Raw genomic sequence first — 19,730 nt, forward strand, 5'->3', positions numbered from 1 at the left:
CAGCGAGTTATTTCTTGTTGGAGCATGATCTTGTCCGAAAACCGGTTCCACTTTTCGGGATCATGCTCAGAGCTTACTTCTTCAGCTGGTCGCGCAAGGCGGCGAGCTTGGCGAAGGGCGAGTCCGGATCGAAGCGCACCGGCCGTTCTTCGCGTGGCTTGGCCTGGAAGGCCGGCTTGGCGCCTTGCGGTCCGCCTTTGCCTTCCGGCCTGCCGCCTTTCCAGTCAGGCCGGCCCTCGCGCGGACGCTCGCCTTGCGGCTTGCCGTCGCGGCGCTGTTCGCCCTCGGCCTGCGGCTTGGGCTTGAACTTCGAACGGTCGAAACGTGGCTTGGCGGCACCGTCGCGCTGGTCGCGCCGGCCCTGATAGGCCGGCCGCTCGCCCGTTGCCGGCTGTCCGCCGGCAGCGTCGGCCGGCGCATCGGCGCGGGCAGCCTGGCCGTTACGCGGGCGATTGTCCCGGCCTTGACGATGGCGCGGGCGCTGCTCGAAACGACCCTGCCGCCACAGCAAGATGGGCTTTGGCGCTTCGGCCTCGGGGACAGGCTCAGCGCTTCCACCCTCCCCCTCGTGGGGAGGGTCGGCGCGCAGCGCCGGGGTGGGGGCAGCGCCGGCGTCGGCGGTTGCGCCTGCATCGGCTACGCGGTCTGCACTATCGGTTTCGTCAGCGCTGTCACCCCCACCCGCGTCGCTTCGCGCCGCGACCTCCCCCATCGAGGGGGAGGTAAAAGCGTCGGCGCTTTCGGTGACAGTGTCGTCAGCCTCTGCAACGGCCGGAGCGTGTTCTTGCGCTGCAGGCTCTGCAGTTGTTTCGTCGATGGCTGGGACCTCGGCGGTAGCTTCAACGGCCGCAGCTGGCTCCGAACCCTCGGCAGGCGCTTCCGGCTGAGCGTCTGCAACAGCCTCCGATGCGACTTCGGCAACGGGCTCCTCAGCCGCAACCTCAGTGGCGGAAGCCGCATCCGGCTCCGAACTGTCGGTCGGCGCTTCAGCGACAGCTTCGCCTGCAGCGGCTTCCGCCGTCTGGGCCTGCTCGGCCTTCGCTGCCGCTTCCGCCAGCTTTGCCGCCGCGGCTTCGCGCGCGGCATTGTCCTGCGCTTCCAGCCGCGCCTTCACCTCTGCGGGCGGCTTCGGCTCGGCGCGATAGCCGAGACCTTTCAGGATCTCTTCCATGTCGTCGGCGGTGGCGCCGAGGATGGACATCATCGGCGGCGTCACCATGAAGGACTGGCCGTCATAAGCGCCGTCGGGGCGCTGTCCCAGACCGGGCTTCCAGTTGGTCGCAGGCCGGATCAGGTCGGCCAGCCGTTCCAGAATGTCGATGCGCACGGCGCGGCGCCCGAGATTGCGGTAGCCGGCGAGCCTGTAGAAGCTCTTGTCGAAGGCCGGGTCGATGACCACCGATGTGCGGCCGGAGGCCAGCGCGTGCACCACGTCGCCAAAGCCGGGCTTGTCCTTGCCGTCGTTCTTCAGCGCCCACAACAGCGTAATCAGTCCGGCGGGCGCCGGCTTGATCAGCGCCGGCACGAAGACGTGGTAGGCGCCGAAGCGCACACCGAGCCGGCGCAAGGCGGCGCGACCCTCCTGGTCGAGCGACTTCATTTCCTCGGCGATGTCGCGGCGGTTGATGAGGCCGAAATGCTCGACGAGCTGGAAGGCGATGCCACGGCCGATGCCGGCGATCTGCTCGGCATTCTTCAAGTCGACCAGCGGCTTCAGCAAGGATTCGATCTGGAAATTGACGAAACGCTCGGCGCGCGCGGCGACCTTGTCTCGGGCGGGGCCGGTCAACTGCTCGTCGGCCAAAAGCACCAGGCGCGGCTTCAGCGCGTCCTCGCCGGCAACCAGCGTGCCGATCGGCGCGCCGATCCAGCGCAGCGTGCCGTCGGAGCCGAGCGCAAGGTCGCAATTGGCGCAGGCGCCGAAGCGTTCGGCACGCGCCTCGAACTCGGCGGCCAGCGCTTTTTGCGCTGCCGTACGCACGGCCTTGGCGTCTTCGCCGCCGGCGCTCTGGTCGGCGGTGAAGCGGAACCCTTGCAACTCGCCGACATGATGGCCTTCGACAAGGACGGTTCCGGTAGGACTGATTTCGGCTTCAGGCATTGTATTTTCTCTAAGGCGCCGCATGAGGACGGAAGTCCTGCGGTCTACAAACCGTTTCGTCAACCGCTCATGCAGCGCATCCGACAATCTGTCTTCGATTTCGCGCGTCTTTTCCCGCCAGTGTGCCTGATCGGCCAGCCAGCCCGGCCGGTTGGACACGAATGTCCAGGTGCGGATCTGCGCAATGCGGTGCGACAGCGTGTCGATGTCCCCCTCGGTCGTATCGGCGCGGCGCACCTGCTCGGCCATGTAGTTCTCGTCGACATGGCCGTGTTTGGCCAGGTCGGTGTAGATAGAAGCGATCAGGTCGGAGTGCTGGGCCGGCGCGATCTTGCGGTAGTCCGGCAACGCGCAGGCTTCCCACAGCAGCGCGACGCGCTTGGCATTGGTAGCCAGCGCGCGGATGTCCTCGTCGCGGGAGAGATGTTCGAGCGCCTGGGCATCGACCGCCGGCAGCGCCCGCGTCAGGCCTTCGACCGGCGCGTTGGTTTCGATCGAGCGCTTCAGCGCGTCGAGGCTGGCGAAGTCGAAATGCGCGGTGCGCCATTGCAGCACCTTCACCGGATCGAACTCGTGCCCCTCGATGCGCTTGACCAGTTCCTCGTCCAGCGGATCGACCTGGCCGGTGACGCCGAAGGTGCCGTCGCGCAGATGGCGGCCGGCGCGGCCGGCGATCTGGCCGAGCTCGGCCGCCGTGAGATTGCGGTACTGATAGCCGTCGAATTTGCGGTTCTGGGCGAAGGCGACATGATCGAGATCAAGGTTGAGCCCCATGCCGATGGCGTCGGTGGCGACGAGATAGTCGACGTCGCCTGCCTGGAACATTGCCACCTGGGCATTGCGGGTGCGGGGCGACAGCGCGCCGAGCACGACCGCCGCTCCTCCTTGCTGGCGGCGGATCAGCTCAGCGATGGCATAGACCTCGTCGGCGGAGAAAGCGACGATCGCCGTACGCCGCGGCAGGCGGGTCAATTTCTTCGAGCCGGCATAGGCCAGGTGCGACAGGCGAGGGCGCGTCACCACCGAGACGCCTCTCAGCAGCTTTTGCAGGATGCCATGCATGGTGGCCGCGCCGAGCAGCAGCGTTTCCTGGCGGCCGCGCAGGTGCAGGATACGGTCGGTGAAGATGTGGCCGCGCTCGAGGTCGCCGGCGAGTTGCACCTCGTCGATGGCGACGAAGGCAACGTCGGTCTCGCGCGGCATGGCTTCGACGGTGCAGACCGAATATTTCGCGCCGGGCGGCTGGATTTTTTCCTCGCCGGTGATGAGCGCCACCTTGTGGGCGCCGACCTTTTCGCAGACGCGGGCATAGACCTCGCGCGCCAGAAGGCGGAGCGGCAGCCCGATAATGCCGCTCTCATGCGCCACCATGCGCTCGATGGCGAGATGGGTCTTGCCGGTGTTGGTCGGACCCAGCACGGCAGTCACGTCGCGGCCCGACAGGATCAGCGGCTCGGTGTGTTTCGGCTGGATGTTCATCGGCCTGGAGATGAGGCTTTCTGCATCGTGTTGTCGGGAGCGCGCCTCGCGTGGCGCGTATGACAGGCGACACATAGGGATTTCAGGCGCGAAGCGAAAGCGGAATGTTCCGGCCGGCAGTCCCACGGTTCGTCGTTGAGGTCTCAATTAACAGTTGGAACGAGTCTGGAACGAATCGGAGACGAATCAGTGACTCCGGCAGATTCAGCTTTTGTTCACGGCTACATGTGGATTTTGCGAGCCTGATTCTCACCATATGCTGAATCGCGGAAACTGGCCCGATTCCTGCAAGGCGACCATTGGCGTTAACCTTTGCCGGCCGGCATCGTCGTGATCCGATACGCCTCGGCCAACATTATGAAATTGCTGAATTTTCTTAATCGGCCTTAACCATTTTCCGGTGGTATTCGGCCTTGGTCGTTAACGTTCCGCTCAAAGCCGGAACGAATGGGTGACGAATCGGCGATGGCGGGATTTTCCTGGTTTGTTCACCCCAACATCTTGTGTTATCCACAGCTTGTCCACCGAGAATTCACAGCTTGCGAACCGGGTTTTGCACAGGGCGCCTAAAAATCGTTAATCTTTGCGTGCCGGAACGGGTCAATGTCTCGCGCGCAGCCCGGGGAACATCGCCGGCCGGCGATGAAAAACGGGCCATAAGGCGGCCCGTCCTACCGGGCGAAATTGCTGTCGTTCAGACGAAGTACTGGCCGCCATTGGCGGTGATGGTCGAGCCGGTGATGAAACCGGCGTCCTCAGAGGCGAGGAAGACGACGCAACGCGCGATCTCTTCCGGTTCGCCGAGGCGGCCGACCGGGATCTGCGGAATGATGCGTTCATTCAGCACCTTCTCGTCGATCGCCTTGACCATCTCGGTGGCGATGTAGCCGGGGCAGATGACATTGACTGTGATGCCCGCGCGCGCGCCCTCCTGCGCCAGCGCCTTCGAGAAGCCGATGTCGCCGGCCTTTGCGGCGGAATAGTTGACCTGGCCGGCCTGGCCTTTCTGGCCGTTGATGGAGGAGATGGTGATGACGCGGCCGAATTTGCGGTCGCGCATGCCGCCCCACAGCGGATGCGTCATGTTGAAGACCCCAGACAGATTGGTGTCGATGACTTCCTTCCACTGCTCGCGCGTCAGCTTGTGGAACATGGCGTCGCGGGTAATGCCGGCATTGTTGACCAGCACCGAGACCGGGCCGAGATCGGCCTCGACCTGTTTGATTCCGGCGGCACAGGCGTCGTAGTCGGCGACCGACCATTTGTAGGCCTTGATGCCGGTTTGTGCGCTGAACTTCCCCGCTGCCTCGTCATTGCCGGCATAGTTGGCGGCAACGGTGTAACCGGCATTCTTCAGGCCGATCGATATGGCGGCGCCGATGCCGCGCGATCCACCGGTGACGAGCGCTACTTTGGTCATTGAAAGTTCTTCCTCCCTTTGGTCGGAAGAAGGGAATAGGGAGTAGGGAATAGCGAGTAGGGATCGATATCCCGCCGCGCTGCTCCTTCTTCCCTATTCACTACTCCCTATTCACTACTCACTTCTTGTTCACAGCGCTTCCACGCACAGAGCGACGCCCATGCCGCCGCCGATGCACAGCGTGGCAAGGCCCTTCTTGGCGCGGCGGCGGCGCATCTCGAAAACCAGCGTGTTGAAGACGCGGGCGCCCGACGCGCCGATCGGATGGCCGATGGCGATGGCGCCGCCATTGACGTTGACGATCGACGTATCCCAGCCCATGCCCTTGTTGACGGCGCAGGCCTGCGCAGCGAAGGCTTCATTGGCCTCGACAAGGTCGAGGTCCTTGACCGACCAGCCGGCCTTCTCGAGCGCCCGCTTCGAGGCGGGAATAGGTCCGGTGCCCATGATCGCCGGATCGACGCCGGCCGTCGCCCATGAGGCGATGCGCACCAGCGGGGTGATGCCGCGCCTTGTGGCTTCAGCCTCGCTCATCAGCAGCGCGCCGGCGGCGCCGTCATTGATGCCCGACGCGTTGGCGGCGGTCACGGTGCCGTCCTTGTCGAAAGCCGGCTTCAGCTTGGACATGGCGTCGATGGTGGCGCCGTGGCGGATGTACTCGTCCTGGTCGACGACAGTGTCGCCCTTCCTGCCCTTGATCGTGAAGGCGACGATCTCGTCCTTGAACTTGCCGGCCTTCTGCGCGGCCTCGGCCTTGTTTTGCGAGGCCAGCGCAAACTGGTCCTGGTCGTCGCGGGTGATCTGGAACTGGCGGGCGACGTTCTCGGCGGTGTTGCCCATGTGGTAGCCGTTGAAGGCGTCCCACAACCCGTCCTTGATCATGGTGTCGATCATCTTGTAGTCGCCCATCTTGACGCCGGCGCGCAGGTGCTCGGCGTGCGGCGACAGCGACATCGATTCCTGGCCGCCGGCGATGATCACAGTGGCGTCGCCGGCGGCGATCTGCTGCATGCCGAGCGCGATGGCGCGCAGGCCAGAGCCGCAAACCTGGTTGAGCCCCCAGGCGGTGGTCTCCTGGGGCAGGCCGGCATTGATCGACGCCTGGCGGGCGGGGTTCTGGCCCTGCGCGGCGGTCAGCACCTGGCCGAGAATGACCTCGTCGACTTCACCCGGCTCGACGCCGGCGCGCGCCAAAAGCTCCCTGATGACGACGGCGCCAAGTTCATGCGCCGGGGTGGCGGCGAAGGCGCCGTTGAAAGAGCCGACAGCCGTGCGTGCGGCGCTGGCAACGACGATTGAATTGGAAGCGGACATTTTTCTCTCCAGACTTCGAGGTGTCGTGTTCTTGGGGGCTTGTTGGGACTTTTCTTGCCCGTTCCACACCCCAAGTCAAACCGGAAATGGGCATGCCGGCCAAGCGCCGCAAGCAGGGCGCGGGCGGCCGGCGGGATCGCCCAACCTTTGCTGCGCAGCATAATTGGCCGGCCATGCAGCAATTAATGATGCCGCACTGCACAAAGCGCTTGGAATTATAGAGCTTTTGCGCATATCCTTAAAAATGGCGCAATCGTTACCGGCGGCTTACTCAGGCGCGCCGGTGTCCCGGGAGGATGCTGATGGCCGCGAAAGACGACCCTATCATTATCAAGAAATATGCCAATCGCCGGCTCTACAACACCGGCACCAGCACCTATGTCACGCTCGAGGATCTGGCCGAGATGGTCAAGAAGGGCGAGGAGTTCACCGTCCAGGACGCCAAGACCGGTGACGACATTACCCATCCGGTGCTGACGCAGATCATCTTCGAACTGGAGAACAAGGATGGGCAGAACATGCTGCCGATCCCGTTCCTGCGCCAGTTGATCGCTTTCTATGGCGACCAGATGCAGCAGATCGTGCCGAGCTTCCTCGAACAGTCGATGATGGCCTTCTCCAAGGAACAGGAGCGGTTCCGCGAGCAGATGAAGGGCGCGATCGGCAAGTCGCCGCTGGATGTGATGAAGATCGCCACGCCGATCAAGGCGCTGGAAGAGCAGACACGCCGCAACATGGAAATGTTCCAGAACGCGATGCGCCTGTTCACGCCCTTCCCGACCGCCGCCACAAATGCTGCGGCCGCGGCTGCACCCGAGCCGGCCCGCAAGGACGTCCCGGAAAAGAGCGGCGACGACCTTCAGGAACTGAAGCAACAGATCGCCGCCATGCAGCGCAAGCTCGACACCATGTCGTAAGCGACCGCCGCATGGTCGACCGCCCTCAGTTGGTCGAGGCGGCCGTTACGGGTCGATTTTCAGCTGCCACGGTTCCCAGATATCGTCGGGCTGGCCGTCGAGCGAGCGGTAGAAGGCTTTGGCCGGCGAGTTGGATTTCAGCACCGTCCATTTGATGGCGGAGGCGCCAATGCTCAAAGCGTGTTGGCGAAGCTGTTCAACAAGCGCATGGCCGACCCCCATGCCGCGCGTCGCTTCAGTGACGTAGAGTTCCTTCAGCCAGACAACCGGCTTCAGGTCGTAGGTCCAGGGGATGAGGTAGTGGACGGCGATGCCGACGATCACGCCCTCTCGCTCCGCCACCAACACGCCGAACCGGGGCGATGGCCCCAGCCCGTGCTCGATGAGGTTCGCTTCGGTGACGCGAAGCTTGTCGTCATAACCCTCGAAGACAGCTAGCGCCCGCATGAGGGCGAGCACCGCACCGACATCCTGGCGCTCGAATGGACGAATTCTAACCATCGCCTTCTGCATGCTTGCTCAGTCTTCAAGGCCGACCATATCGCGTGGCCTCACGCGTGCAATACACCGGGCTCCTTGCCTGAAGCGAAAGGAAGGTCCTCGTCCTGCCAACCGGTTATGCCGCCGATCATGATCTTCACGGGACGACCGAGGCTGGCCAGCTTGAAGGCCGCCTGATCCGCGCCATTGCAATGCGGTCCCGCGCAATAGACGACGAACAGCGTCCTTTCGGGCCATTGCACCATCCGCCCGGCCGATATTTCGCGGTGGGGCAGATGCAGCGCGCCCGGCACATGGCGGCGTCCATAGGCTTCCGGCGAACCGACCACATGCAGGAGAACAAAGTCCGGCTCTCCGGCACGCAGTGCGGCGGCGACGTCGGAACAGTCGGTCTCGACGGAAAGCCGGCGCAGAAAATGGTCGCGGGCGATATCCGGCGATGCCGCCGGAATGTCTGTCACGTGCCTCATCCTCGTATCTCCATTGCTGATGCGACGGAGAGATAAGACAGGAAGCAGGGCGATTGCAGCTGGCAGCTTTGCCATATATCGTCAAGATCATGCCATCCTCTGCGAATCCGCGCCCTGCCAACCCTCTTGTCGTTGCCGTTGCCTATGACGGGCTGTGCACGTTCGAGTTTGGCGTGGCGGTTGAGATCTTCGCCTTGCCGCGGCCGGAAATGGGTGAGGATTGGTACCGTTTTGCGGTTGCCGGTATTGATACCGGTGAAATGCGCGCGCTGGGCGGCGTGCGTATTGTTGCCGACGGCGGGATCGATCTGATCGGCCAGGCCGGCACGGTGATCGTACCGGGATGGCGCGGAACGGAGGCTCCGGTGCCGCCGGCGCTGATCGAGGCGCTTCGAAAGGCACACGAGCGCGGCTCTCGCATTCTTTCGATCTGTTCGGGCGTGTTCGTGCTTGCCGCCGCCGGCCTGCTGGCGGGCAAAAGAGCGACCACGCATTGGCGCTACAGCGAGAAGCTGACGGAGATGTACCCCGACATCACCGTGATTCCGGACGTTTTGTACATCGATGAGGGCAATGTGCTGACATCGGCAGGCAGTGCCGCGGGCATCGACCTTTGCCTGCATCTGGTGCGGCGCGACTTCGGCACCAAGGCGGCAAACATGGTGGCGCGGCGTCTGGTGGTGCCGCCGCATCGCGACGGCGGTCAGGCGCAGTATGTCGAGAGCTCCGTTCCCGAGCCGCACGAGCGCAGCCGGCTCGGACCGTTGATCGACAGGATGCGCGCCAATATTTCCGCCGACTATCCGGTCGCCATCTTGGCCGAGCTTGCCGGGATGAGCGAGCGGACGTTCCTGCGCCGGTTCGCGGCCGCGACCGGCGTCACGCCGGCGCGCTGGCTGCTGTCGGAACGGCTTTCGCGGGCGCGCACGCTGCTGGAAGACACCGCCATGCCGATCGAACGGATTGCCGAGACCGCCGGCTTTGGCGCGGCAGGCACGCTGCGGCATCATTTTCGTCAGCAGTTCGCCACGACGCCCGTCGCGTACCGTGCGCGGTTCGGGAACACGGCCAGGTCGGCTTAAGTCACGCGTCCCTCATAGCGGCCACGCGGCCTGATGATGCTGCCGCTAATGATCTGTTCGACCATATGCGCGGCCCAGCCGACACTGCGTCCGAGCGCAAACAGCTGGAACGGTGCATCGCGCGGCAAGCCAAGGCCGCGCGTCAGAGCGGCCAAGGCGAAGTCGATGTTGGGCTGGGCACCGACCGCCGCCATGGCGGCTTTTTGCAGCTGTTGCAGCGTCTCGTCGACAGGGATGACTTCCAGAAGTGCGGTGGCACGGGGATCGCCGTCGGGATAGAGCGGATGGCCGAACGCCGGCAAGGGCCGATCATGGCCGAGCCAGCGCCGGATCGCCGCATCCGCGCCGTGGGCTGCTGCATCTTCAGCCAGTTGCATCGCCGCTTCGCCGGCGCCACCGTGGCGCGGGCCGGACAGCGTTGCCAGGCCGGCCAGCAGGCATGCGGCAGGCGAGGCGCCTGTGGACGCTGCGACGCGGGCGGCAAAGGTCGATGCGTTGAGTTCATGATCGGCGAGCAGGACGAGGGCGCAGCGGATCGCTTCCGCGCCGGCATCATCCACCGACCAGCCCTGCGCCAGGCGCTTATGGACGGGCGCTGTGCCGGCTTCAGCGCCCAGCGACTGCGCCAGCGCTCCGACTGTGCGCGCGGCCTCGGTGCACAGCGAGGCGGCGCTGCGTCCTAGCGAAGGCCGCCCGTGGCCTGCAAGCATGGCAAGCTGCGCAAAGGCCGAGGCGCGGCCGACTGGATGAGGCGCTTCAGGTGACGGAGCTTTGAAAGCCACCGGTTCAGGCGAGGCCCAGAGCACAGCAGCGGTTTCCTCCAGCGTCGCCGATTTGGATAGCGCAACAGCGTCTTGTCCTCGATAGATGAGGCGACCGTGCAGAACGGTCGAAATTGCTGTTGCGATCGAGGGTTCGCCCCAGGCGATCGCGCTCGCGGCGATGGCCGAGGGACTGCGGCCGTGCGCCCGGCGGGTCGCCAATGCCGCGATGTCGTCGGCGCGGTACTGGCTGCGGCGCGGGTCGCTCTCATCCGGCCGCATGCCGATGCGGCCGCGGCTGACATAGGCGTAAAGCGTCTGCGGCCGGACCTTGAGCCTTTCCAGCGCCTCTTCCCGCGACAGCCATTCGGACATTTTTAGCCCATACATTGATTATATTGATCAAGATTGATCGAGGCGCAGCCTAACCCTTATCTCCCATGCAGAAAAGCTGCAAGGAGATGAGATATGGCGAACGGGCTCGATGATGTGGTGGCGGCGGAGACCGTGCTCTCCGATGTCGATGGCCTTGGTGGCCGCCTGACGATCCGCGGTCATTCGCTGCCGGAATTGGCGGGACGCTGGCGCTATGCGCAAGTGGTTCGCCTGTTGCTCGACGGCTTCTTCGACGGCCTTCCCGGCGATGCCGAACTGGCAGCGAGGCTGGGCAAGGCTCGCGTCGAGCTGTTCGAGCGGCTTGCACCCTCGCTGCCGCTGCTCGCACCGATTGAGATCTATGGCGCCATGCGCGCCGGCATGGCGCTGCTGCCGGATGGCGAGACGCTGACGGACGCCTTGCGGCTGATCGCGGCGCCCGCCGTGCTGACGCCGGCTCTGCTGCGGCTGGCGCGTGGCGAGCAGCCGATCGCACCTGACGCGAAGGCCGATCATGCCGCCGACATGCTGAGGATGCTCGAGGGATCCGTCCCGTCGCCGGCGCTGGCAAGGGCACTCGACACCTATCTGGTCACCGTGTGCGATCACGGCCTCAACGCCTCGACCTTTGCCACCCGCGTCGTCGCATCGACGCTGGCAGGGCTGACATCGTCGGTGCTGGCCGGGCTCGGCGCGCTCAAGGGGCCGCTGCACGGCGGCGCGCCCGGCCCGGTGATCGAGATGCTCGATGCAATCCAGGCGCATGGCGACGCGGCCGGTTGGCTGCGCGAGAAGGTCGCGCATGGCGAGCGCATCATGGGTTTCGGCCATCGTATCTACCGCGTGCGCGATCCGCGCGCCGATGTACTGAAAGCCGTCGTGCGGCAGCTCGGCAGCGAGGGCGAAGCCGGCCGCCGCCTGGCCTTCGCCGAACAGGTCGAGCAGACGGCGCTCGAAGTGCTGCGGATCGCCAAGCCGCAGCGCTCGCTGCAGACCAATGTCGAGTTTTACACAGCGCTTGTGCTTGAGGCGGCTGGCTTTCCGCCACAGGCGTTCAGCAATGTCTTTGCCGCCGGACGTGTCGCCGGCTGGATCGCGCATGCGCGCGAACAGCAGACGACGGGGCGGCTGATCCGTCCACAATCGCGCTATGTCGGGCCGGTGCCGGACCTCGTGGCCTGAGGTTCCAAGTTCAGATTGTTGCGAAGAGGACCCCACCCTAGCTTGCCGGGGCGAGCCACGGGTCTCGCCCGTCCTTCGGACCCCCACAAGGGGGAGGGCAGCTGGCGCGCGCCGCCGAAACGTCGGTGGTTTGCTGAGATCAGCGTCTACCAAGTCTCCCTCCCCCTTGTGGGGAGGGATCAAGGGTGGGGGTATTCGTAGGGCGAAGACCTGGGCGTGGAGGACCATTCCCCATGACCAAAATTTCATGTGATCACGCGACCGTGTTCGTGTTCTTGCCTTGGTCATCCCTTATATGCTGCGCTGCATTATAAGTCCGCTGCAGTCGAACCCGCCCGATCCCCGGGCGGAATGAGGCAGCAGCGACCAAACCGAACAGGAACGCCATGACCAAAAACGGCAAGGCGGAGGAAACGAAGAAGATCAACATCGCGCTGCAGGGCGGCGGCTCGCACGGGGCCTTCTCCTGGGGCGTGCTCGACCGGCTGCTGGAGGATGGCAGGCTGGAGATCGCGGCGGTGTCCGGCACCAGCGCCGGCGCCATGAATGCGGTGGCGCTGGCCGATGGGTTTGTGCGCGCCGGCGTCGAGGGTGCACGGCAAAAGCTCGACGATTTCTGGCGCGCGGTGGCGGCCAAGGGCCGCTTCAGCCCGGTGCAGCGCATGCCGTGGGACGTCGCCTGGGGCAACTGGTCGATCGAGAACACGCCCGGCTATTTCTTCTTCGACACCATGTCGCGAGTGTTTTCGCCCTATGTCGCCAATCCGCTGGGCTTGAACCCGCTGCGCGACGTGGTCGAGCAGGAGATCGATTTCAAAAATGTCCACGCCTGCAAGTCGATGGAGCTGTTCATTTCGGCGACCAATGTCGAGACCGGCCAGCTGCGCGTCTTTTCCGACGGCGAGATCGACCTCGACACGGTGATGGCCTCGGCCTGCCTGCCGCAATTGTTCCGCGCCGTCGAGATCAAGGGCGTGCCCTATTGGGATGGCGGCTATGGCGGCAATCCGGCGCTGTTTCCGTTCTTCAAGACGGCGGCGACGGAGGATGTGCTGCTGGTGCAGATCAATCCGGTGGTGCGCGAGGGCACGCCGAAAAGCGCCAACGAAATCCAGAACCGCATCGACGAGATCACCTTCAATGCCGGGCTGCTGAACGAATTCCGCTCGATCGCCTTCGTCAAGGAGCTGATCGCCGCCGGCCGGCTGCCGCCTGGCGAATACCGCGACATCCGCATGCACCGCATCGATGCCGACGAAGCGTTCAAGGATCTGTCGGCGTCATCCAAGGTCAACGCCGAATGGGCTTTTTTGACCTATTTGCGCGACCTTGGCCGTATAGCGGCCAGCGACTGGCTGGAGGAGAATTACGACGCCGTCGGCAAGCGGCCGACGCTCGATCTTTCCGGCGAACTCGATGACGGCTTCAAACCGGTGCGCGGGCCGGCACCGGGACGGCGGGTGAAGGAATTCCTCGCCGCCCGCAAGAAGCCGGAGGCGGAACGCCGGCGGGCCTGAGTCCGCCCGGATCGATCAAGACGATCAGCGAAGTGTTCGGCAAATCGGAGTAGCGCCGACGACCTTCCGTCCCGGAACAACCGTTGCGTGTGACGGTATACAAAATCATACTGACGCCTGCTGCCATTCACTGAGTGGCTACGCAGGTCGCGCCCACATTTGAGCGTCAAAAACTAGTGCGGGCACAGGGGGGTATCAGTGCTCAAAACGCCTTGAAAACAAAGCGCCTCCAACATCCGTATGGTTCCGAGACTGTCGTTCCGCCGCCTGACGGGGCGCCGATAAAACCGTTTTCGTTGGCCACACTACATCGCCTGGCACAATGTTCCTGCAACTTTTCGACTGTATTGCGATGCAACTTTGATGTAGAAGCGCGGCTTCGCCGTTCACGGCAAATTGAACACGGCCTGGCGCGCACCCATATCGGCGACGCGCCCGAGTTGGAAGACACGGTAGCTGTTAGACGACGGACTCCTGTTGGATAACGACTTGGCCGAACCCCGCAGTGGAAAAAAATGATGCCGAAGATCAGGTTTCACAAGCTTGCCGCTATTGTCGTGCTCATCGGCTTCGCCGCCTGGATGGGAACAGGCGCGTTCTCGTCCGTCGGCAGCGCCGCTGTCGAAGGTGCTGGCAAGGCAGGCGATCAGGCCAAGCCGGGCGATCAGGCCAAGGCACCGGATGCAACCAAGACCGCCGAGGCCGAACCGAAGGCGCCGCTGCGCACCGTCGCGGTGGTGACGCCGCCGCGCAAGACCTATGCCCGCGCCATCCGCATTTCCGGGCTGACCGAGGCCGACAAGCGCGCCGTGCTGGCGACGCGCGTCGCCGGCGTCATCGAAAAGCTGCCGGTCAAGCAGGGCGATCACGTCAAGACCGGCGACCTGGTGCTGATGCTGGCGGCCGAAGAAAAGATCTCGATGGTCGACAGTGCCAGGCAGCTCGTCGCGCAGCGCCAGGCTGAACTCGACGCATCGCTGCGGCTCATGAAGACCGGCAATCTGCCCAAGCTGCAGCTCGACACGGCGCGTTCGAACCTGACCGCTGCGCAGTCGCAGCTGGAAACGGCGCAGGCCGAACTCGACCGCAATCTGGTCAAGGCGCCCTTCGACGGCGTCATCGACCGGGTGCCGGTGGAGCTCGGCAGTTCCGTCATGCAGGGCGGCGAGGTGGCAACCATCCTCAAGCTCGATCCGGTGATTGCGCGCGGTGAAGTCAGCGAACGCGACCTCGGCTATCTCAAGCTCGGCGACAAGGCTGCTGTCCGGCTGGTCAGCGGCCAGACCGTCGAAGGCACCGTGCGCTACATCAGCCGCGACGCCTCGTCGGCGACGCGCACCTTCCGCGTCGAGATCGCCGTCCCCAATGCCGACGGCTCGGTGCCGGCCGGCATGACGGCAGAGATTGCGCTCAGCGCGCAGCCGACCGACGCCGTCATGTTGCCGCGCTCCGTGGTGACGCTGGGCGACAAGGGAGACCTCGGCATCCGCGCCGTCGACAAGGACAACAAGGTGGTGTTCTTCCCGATCGACCTGGTCGATGACTCGCCGAAGGGCCTGGTGCTTGGCGGCATTCCCGCCGATGCCCGCGTCATCGTCGCCGGCCAGGAGCTCGTCAAGGAAGGGGACGTCGTCAAGCCGGTCGAGGCCGACCAGGCGACCATCCAGAAACTGTTGGGCGAAGCGACAACGCAGTAGCGCCGGGTGGCCCCGGGCGGGGACAACCGGCCGCCATGCGGCTCCTGAAATCTTGAGAACAGGCCATGGATATCGTCAAACTCGCGATCAACAATGCCCGGCTGACCATTGCGGTGCTGGTCTTCCTGCTGCTGGCGGGCTGGGTCGCCTATCAGTCGACACCGAAGGAAGCGGAACCCGACGTTCCTACCCCTTATGTTTATATAAATGTTGCCTATCAAGGCATCGCGCCCGAAGACGCTGAAAGACTTCTGCTTAGGCCTCTGGAGGCAAAGCTTAAGAGTCTCAAGGGGTTAAAGGAGATGAAATCATCCGCCTATCAGGGCGGTGCCTTTGTCTTCCTTGAGTTTCTGCCGTCTATAAAAGTCGACACCGCGGTGACTGATACACGCTCGAAGGTTCAGGACGCGAAGGCTGACCTTCCCCAAGCGGCAGAAGAACCGGTTGTTACCGAGGTCAACATTTCCGAGTTTCCCGTCCTGGTCGTCACGCTGTCCGGCGATGTGCCCGAGCGTGTGCTTACGGCGGCGGCGCGCGAACTGCGCGACCGCATCGAGGAAGTCCCGGGCGTTCTTGAGGGCACCATACAAGGCGCGCGCGACGATCTCGTCGAGGTCGTCATCGACCCGATGAAGCTGTCCTCCTACGGCCTGCAGCTCGACCAGTTGATCGGCGCGGTCGGCGCTTCCAACAGCCTGGTCGCCGCCGGCAATATCGAGGGTTCGGAAGGCAAATACGCTGTCAAGGTGCCGTCGCTGATCGAGACACCCGAGGATGTGGCTTCGCTTCCGGTGGTCGCCGGGCCCAATGCCGTGGTGCAGGCGAAGGACATCGCCATGGTGCGTTCGACCTTCGCCGATGCCGAGACCATCACCCGCCTCAACGGCAAGCCGGCCATCGCCATTGAAGTCAAAAAGCGCATCGGCGCCAATCTGATCGACACGCTGGCCAAGGTGCGGGAAGTATCCGACGCCTACGTCAAGACGATGCCGGAAGGCATGAACATCACCTACACGCAGGACAAGTCGGTCTTCGTCAACCAGCTGCTGGGCGACCTGCAGAACCACGTGATGATCGCCGTCATCCTGGTGTTCATCGTCATCCTCTATGCGCTGTCCGGCCGCGCCTCGCTGCTGATCGGGCTAGCCATTCCGTCATCGTTTCTGATCGGCATCCTGCTCTTGGCGATGATGGGCTACACGATCAACATGATCGTGCTGTTCAGCCTTATCCTGGCGGTCGGCATGCTGGTCGACGACGCCATCATCGTCACCGAATTCGCCGAACGGCGCATGGGCGAAGGCATGCCGAAGGCGGAAGCCTTCACGCTTGCCGCCAAGCGCATGGCCGGTCCGGTCATCGCCGCGACGATGACGCGCATCGCGGCGTTTTCGCCGCTGCTGTTCTGGCCCGGCATCATCGGCGACTTCATGAAATACATGCCGATCACGCTGATCGTCACGCTGTCGGCCTCGATGCTTTATGCGCTGGTGTTCGCGCCGACGCTGGGCGCGCTTTTCGCCAAGGCGCCGGAGCATCACGAGGAACAAAATCGCGACGGCTGGTACATGGCGCTGGTCAAGCAGGCGGTGCGCTTCCCCATCACTGTGCTGGTGCTCACCGCCGTGCTGCTCACCGGCGTCGGCTTCGCCTATTCGAAATATGGCGCCGGCGTCGAGTTCTTCCCCAGCGTCGAGCCCGATTACGGTCTGCTCTATGTGCATGCCCGCGGCAATCTCTCGCTGGCCGAAATGGATACGGCGACCAGGATCGCCGAAAACCGGCTGCTCGGCTGGCCCGGCGTCAAATCGGTCTACACCCGCGTCGGCAAGACGCAAGGCGGCGGCCAGGACGTGCCGGAGGACGTCGTCGGCGTCATCCAGTATGAGTTCATCGACTGGCGCGAGCGCAAATCGGCGAACCATATCCTGGATGAGCTGCGCACCGTCATGGCCGGCATTCCCGGCGTCGATGTCGAGGTGCGCGTGCCGGAGGCCGGTCCTCCCACGGGCAAGGCGGTGCAGCTCAGGCTTTCGGCCATCGATCCCAAAGGGCTCGACGACCAGGCCCGCGCCGTTGCGGCGCGCATTGCCAAGGTGCCCGGTGTCATCGACGTTTCCGACGGCCTGCCGCCGCCCGGCGTCGACTGGGCGCTCGAGGTCGACCGCGCCAAGGCGGCGCAGTACGGCATCAGCCCGACCGCCGTCGGCACCGTGGTGCAGTTGGTGACCAACGGCCTGAAGCTGTCGGAATACCGGCCGGCCGGCGCCGACGATGCCGTCGATATCCGCCTGCGCCTGCCCGAAGACCGGCGCACGCTGTCGACGCTCGACGAGCTCCGGGTGCAGACCGCGCAAGGCTCGGTGCCGATCTCGAACTTCGTCGTGCGCAAGCCGGAGCCGACCGTCGGCATCCTCAACCGCATCGACGGCGCCCGCACAGTGGTCGTCCAGGCCAACGTCGCCGCCGGTAACCAGGTTGCGGCGGTGCAGGCGGAGGTGACCAAGGCGGTCACCGACATGAAGCTCGACAGCGGCATACGCTGGAAGCTGGCGGGGTCGAACGAGGACAGCGCCGAAGCCAGCGCCTTCCTCGGCAAGGCCTTCGGCGCGGCGATCTTCCTGATCTTCCTGGTGCTGTTGATGCAGTTCAACAAGTTCACCAGCGTGCTGCTGGTGCTGTCCTGCGTGGTCATGGCGACGATCGGCGTGTTCCTGGGGCTGCTGCTGACCGGCGAAGCCTTCGGCATCGTCATGTCGGGCATCGGCGTCATCGCGCTGGCCGGTGTGGTGGTGAACAACAACATCGTGCTCATCGACACCTATGACCGGCTGCGCGAAGAGGGCTGGGACAAGATGGAAGCGGTGCTGCAGACCTGCCGCGAACGTGCCCGCCCGGTGGTGCTGACGGCGGTCTCGGCCATCCTCGGCGTGCTGCCGATCGCCTTTGGTCTCGGCCTCGAAATCTTCCATCACGAGACGACGATCAACGCGCCGTCGACGCAATGGTGGATTTCGCTGTCCTCGGCCATCGTCTTCGGCCTGTCCTTCGCCACGCTGCTGACGCTGGTGGTGACGCCGTCGATGCTGATGATCTTCACGCGCAGCAAAAACAGCCGCTTCTACGCGTTCTTCCGCAGGCTGTTCGGGCGCGAAAAGAAATGGGATGCGTCCACAGGGCCGAAGCCGCTCGATGAGCCGGCAATCGCCTTCCCGAAAGCCGCGGAATAGCTGCATTCGAGCAGTCGGACAAAAGGCCGTCCGGAACTACCGGACGGCCTTTTGCATTGTCCCTTCGTATCCGACCAGCAAGGCGAGGGACTCTTAATGACCGTCAGCACCATCCTCATCATTGTCTTGATCCTGATCCTGATCGGCGCCGTCCCGGCCTGGCCACACTCGCGCTCCTGGGGTTATGGGCCGTCCGGAATAGTCGGCGCTGTGCTGGTGGTGCTGCTGATCCTGGTGCTGATGGGCAGGGTTTGATCGGGGCAAGAGACCTCTGCGATCAGCGGGTCCTCGCCCGATGAAGTGCTGGCAATAGGCATACGGCGGCGCCCGCCCCCACTCCGGCCGCTGCGCGGCCACCTCTCCGCCATGTCCATGGGGGAGAGGAAATGCCAAGCTTTTCAAGGCCACGACCTCGGCGGTTAGCATTTCCTCTCCCCCACGAATGTGGGGGTAGAGGTGGCTCGGCGAAGCCGAGACGGAGTGGGGGAGCTCCCAATGCGATTGGCCCGAAATCGAGATGACGAGCACACGCTGTGCCCCTTGGCCACCCCGCTCCCTTGCGTATACGCTGCGCTCACCACAATCACCGAGGGAGCCATCAAGGTGAACACCGCCAGCCCGCCAAGGCCTCTCGCCGAGATCGCCAGCTATCACGCCCACATCTACTATGACGGGCAAGCCGAGCGGCAGCACGCCGAATGGCTGCGCCTGCGCATCGGCGAACGCTTCCGCGTGCGCCTGGGCAACTGGCGCGACGAGCCGGTCGGCCCGCACGAACAGGCCATGTACCAGGTCTCCTTCGCCACCGAGATTTTCGCCACGCTGGTCCCCTGGCTGATGCTGAACCACGGCGGCCTCAGCATCCTCATCCACCCCAACACCACCAACCCCAAGCGCGACCATCTGGTCGATCCGATCTGGATCGGGCGGCCGCTGGGGGTTCATGGCGAGGTGCTGGGTGAAGAGGATGAAGCGGAAGAGGCGCTGGAGGTGAACACGGAGCCGACGCTGGGGGCGTAGGGAGGCGTTCTGCAAAGTAGAGACTTGGCCTTGGAGACGCGTTCGCCAGTAGCCTAGCTCAGGCATGCATGACAGGCCGCTTTGCGCCTCAAGCCGTATCCTATGCCTTCATCATTACTTCGTCGAAGGTGCCGAACCAGCGCGGGGCCGTTGGAGCGATGGACCGTCAATTGATGGCAAGGGAGAGTTCTCCTTGGTCGCCGGTACGCCGAGGCGGGGTCGCCGAATAGGCAAAGATTGCAATAGAGGAGGCAGCCGGCACTCGTTCCCGCAGGGTCGGGCGCACCCGTTCGTACGGAACAACTGGCGCTCCGCACGAGGGACAGGGCAACTCACTGGTGACTGGGTGCGTGCCTGACGAAGCTCTTCGTTTCGGCTGAGATAAATGCTCTCACTTACGGAACATCGCAGGTTCGTCGAAGTTGGAAAGCTACGGAGGACGTGCACATGAACAGTGTCATCTATCTTATCGGCCTTATCGTCGTCGTGCTCGCGGTCCTCTCCTTCCTCGGTTTTCACTAGGTGGCCTCATGCAGCATGAGAAGGATCAGGGCGGACAGCCCACCGATTTCGACAAGGCGAAAAGCGACGTCTCCGAAAGACTTCGCCAGGAAAATGAGCGTGCCAGCGAGTTGCTTCACGACGCGCGGGACGAGGTGACCCG

The 19,730-nt window shown here is 64.2% G+C and carries 14 protein-coding genes; 8 read left to right on the plus strand and 6 right to left on the minus strand.

Translation table 11 applies throughout. The annotated features are described in order from the left end of the window. Positions 1-73 precede the first annotated feature (73 nt). The 3 genes from NKI06_RS24510 to NKI06_RS24520 all read right to left on the minus strand — a co-directional run bounded on the left by NKI06_RS24510 (position 74) and on the right by NKI06_RS24520 (position 6,314). Entirely contained in the window at positions 74-3,580 is a 3,507-nt protein-coding gene (locus NKI06_RS24510) for a helicase-related protein (protein WP_352987482.1), read from the minus strand. Between the two features lie 694 nt (positions 3,581-4,274). Continuing rightward, entirely contained in the window at positions 4,275-5,000 is a 726-nt protein-coding gene (gene phbB / locus NKI06_RS24515) for an acetoacetyl-CoA reductase (protein ID WP_023707257.1), read from the minus strand. Positions 5,001-5,129: 129 nt separating this feature from the next. Next, positions 5,130-6,314, minus strand: coding sequence for an acetyl-CoA C-acetyltransferase (locus tag NKI06_RS24520; RefSeq protein ID WP_352652190.1), 1,185 nt, complete (start codon positions 6,312-6,314; stop codon positions 5,130-5,132). 302 nt (positions 6,315-6,616) lie between these two features. On the opposite strand from NKI06_RS24520, the gene phaR reads away from it, so the two are divergent. Next, entirely contained in the window at positions 6,617-7,231 is a 615-nt protein-coding gene (phaR, locus tag NKI06_RS24525) for a polyhydroxyalkanoate synthesis repressor PhaR (RefSeq protein WP_023685813.1), read from the plus strand. A gap of 45 nt (positions 7,232-7,276) precedes the next feature. Here phaR and NKI06_RS24530 read toward each other — a convergent pair whose 3' ends face one another. Continuing rightward, positions 7,277-7,732, minus strand: a complete 456-nt coding sequence (locus tag NKI06_RS24530) for a GNAT family N-acetyltransferase (protein WP_031194243.1) — start codon at positions 7,730-7,732, stop codon at positions 7,277-7,279. Positions 7,733-7,782: 50 nt separating this feature from the next. Next, positions 7,783-8,202, minus strand: coding sequence for a rhodanese-like domain-containing protein (locus tag NKI06_RS24535; protein WP_352987475.1), 420 nt, complete (start codon positions 8,200-8,202; stop codon positions 7,783-7,785). A gap of 89 nt (positions 8,203-8,291) precedes the next feature. Between NKI06_RS24535 and ftrA the strand changes: the two genes are divergently transcribed. Continuing rightward, positions 8,292-9,284 carry a transcriptional regulator FtrA gene (ftrA, locus tag NKI06_RS24540; RefSeq protein ID WP_023737350.1) on the plus strand — a complete coding sequence of 331 codons (993 nt, stop codon included), beginning with the start codon at positions 8,292-8,294 and terminating at the stop codon, positions 9,282-9,284. Here the strand turns inward: ftrA and NKI06_RS24545 are convergent. Then, positions 9,281-10,420 (minus strand): citrate synthase, encoded by a 1,140-nt coding sequence (locus tag NKI06_RS24545; RefSeq protein WP_352987476.1) that lies wholly within the window; start codon positions 10,418-10,420, stop codon positions 9,281-9,283. The genes ftrA and NKI06_RS24545 overlap by 4 nt on opposite strands. A gap of 93 nt (positions 10,421-10,513) precedes the next feature. Here NKI06_RS24545 and NKI06_RS24550 point away from each other — a divergent pair, with 93 nt between their 5' ends. From NKI06_RS24550 to NKI06_RS24575, 6 genes are all read left to right on the plus strand, one after another. Further along, positions 10,514-11,602 carry a citrate synthase/methylcitrate synthase gene (locus NKI06_RS24550; protein ID WP_023702794.1) on the plus strand — a complete coding sequence of 363 codons (1,089 nt, stop codon included), beginning with the start codon at positions 10,514-10,516 and terminating at the stop codon, positions 11,600-11,602. Between the two features lie 386 nt (positions 11,603-11,988). Further along, positions 11,989-13,119, plus strand: a complete 1,131-nt coding sequence (locus NKI06_RS24555) for a patatin-like phospholipase family protein (RefSeq protein WP_352987477.1) — start codon at positions 11,989-11,991, stop codon at positions 13,117-13,119. Between the two features lie 518 nt (positions 13,120-13,637). Beyond that, complete coding sequence (locus NKI06_RS24560) at positions 13,638-14,816, plus strand: efflux RND transporter periplasmic adaptor subunit (RefSeq protein WP_023816386.1); 1,179 nt, start codon at positions 13,638-13,640, stop codon at positions 14,814-14,816. Positions 14,817-14,881: 65 nt separating this feature from the next. Further along, the gene (locus tag NKI06_RS24565; protein ID WP_352987478.1) at positions 14,882-18,046 is read left to right on the plus strand and encodes an efflux RND transporter permease subunit; all 3,165 of its coding nucleotides are present in this window, start codon (positions 14,882-14,884) and stop codon (positions 18,044-18,046) included. Positions 18,047-18,142: 96 nt separating this feature from the next. Then, the gene (locus tag NKI06_RS24570) at positions 18,143-18,301 is read left to right on the plus strand and encodes a DUF3309 family protein (protein ID WP_023707271.1); all 159 of its coding nucleotides are present in this window, start codon (positions 18,143-18,145) and stop codon (positions 18,299-18,301) included. 348 nt (positions 18,302-18,649) lie between these two features. Next, complete coding sequence (locus tag NKI06_RS24575; protein WP_023712827.1) at positions 18,650-19,066, plus strand: DOPA 4,5-dioxygenase family protein; 417 nt, start codon at positions 18,650-18,652, stop codon at positions 19,064-19,066. Positions 19,067-19,730: the final 664 nt, after the last annotated feature.

It is taken from the genome of Mesorhizobium sp. M0772 (assembly GCF_040320135.1).
Taxonomy (GTDB): domain Bacteria; phylum Pseudomonadota; class Alphaproteobacteria; order Rhizobiales; family Rhizobiaceae; genus Mesorhizobium.

What these genes read in the sequence shown, in the direction of transcription:
- phbB (WP_023707257.1), bottom strand. Translation starts at nt 5,000, where the DNA reads ATGACCAAAGTAGCGCTCGTCACCGGTGGATCGCGCGGCATCGGCGCC.
- phaR (WP_023685813.1), top strand. Translation starts at nt 6,617, where the DNA reads ATGGCCGCGAAAGACGACCCTATCATTATCAAGAAATATGCCAATCGC.
- NKI06_RS24530 (WP_031194243.1), bottom strand. Translation starts at nt 7,732, where the DNA reads ATGGTTAGAATTCGTCCATTCGAGCGCCAGGATGTCGGTGCGGTGCTC.
- NKI06_RS24510 (WP_352987482.1), bottom strand. Translation starts at nt 3,580, where the DNA reads ATGAACATCCAGCCGAAACACACCGAGCCGCTGATCCTGTCGGGCCGC.
- ftrA (WP_023737350.1), top strand. Translation starts at nt 8,292, where the DNA reads ATGCCATCCTCTGCGAATCCGCGCCCTGCCAACCCTCTTGTCGTTGCC.
- NKI06_RS24545 (WP_352987476.1), bottom strand. Translation starts at nt 10,420, where the DNA reads ATGTCCGAATGGCTGTCGCGGGAAGAGGCGCTGGAAAGGCTCAAGGTC.
- NKI06_RS24550 (WP_023702794.1), top strand. Translation starts at nt 10,514, where the DNA reads ATGGCGAACGGGCTCGATGATGTGGTGGCGGCGGAGACCGTGCTCTCC.
- NKI06_RS24560 (WP_023816386.1), top strand. Translation starts at nt 13,638, where the DNA reads ATGCCGAAGATCAGGTTTCACAAGCTTGCCGCTATTGTCGTGCTCATC.
- NKI06_RS24570 (WP_023707271.1), top strand. Translation starts at nt 18,143, where the DNA reads ATGACCGTCAGCACCATCCTCATCATTGTCTTGATCCTGATCCTGATC.
- NKI06_RS24520 (WP_352652190.1), bottom strand. Translation starts at nt 6,314, where the DNA reads ATGTCCGCTTCCAATTCAATCGTCGTTGCCAGCGCCGCACGCACGGCT.
- NKI06_RS24555 (WP_352987477.1), top strand. Translation starts at nt 11,989, where the DNA reads ATGACCAAAAACGGCAAGGCGGAGGAAACGAAGAAGATCAACATCGCG.
- NKI06_RS24535 (WP_352987475.1), bottom strand. Translation starts at nt 8,202, where the DNA reads ATGAGGCACGTGACAGACATTCCGGCGGCATCGCCGGATATCGCCCGC.
- NKI06_RS24565 (WP_352987478.1), top strand. Translation starts at nt 14,882, where the DNA reads ATGGATATCGTCAAACTCGCGATCAACAATGCCCGGCTGACCATTGCG.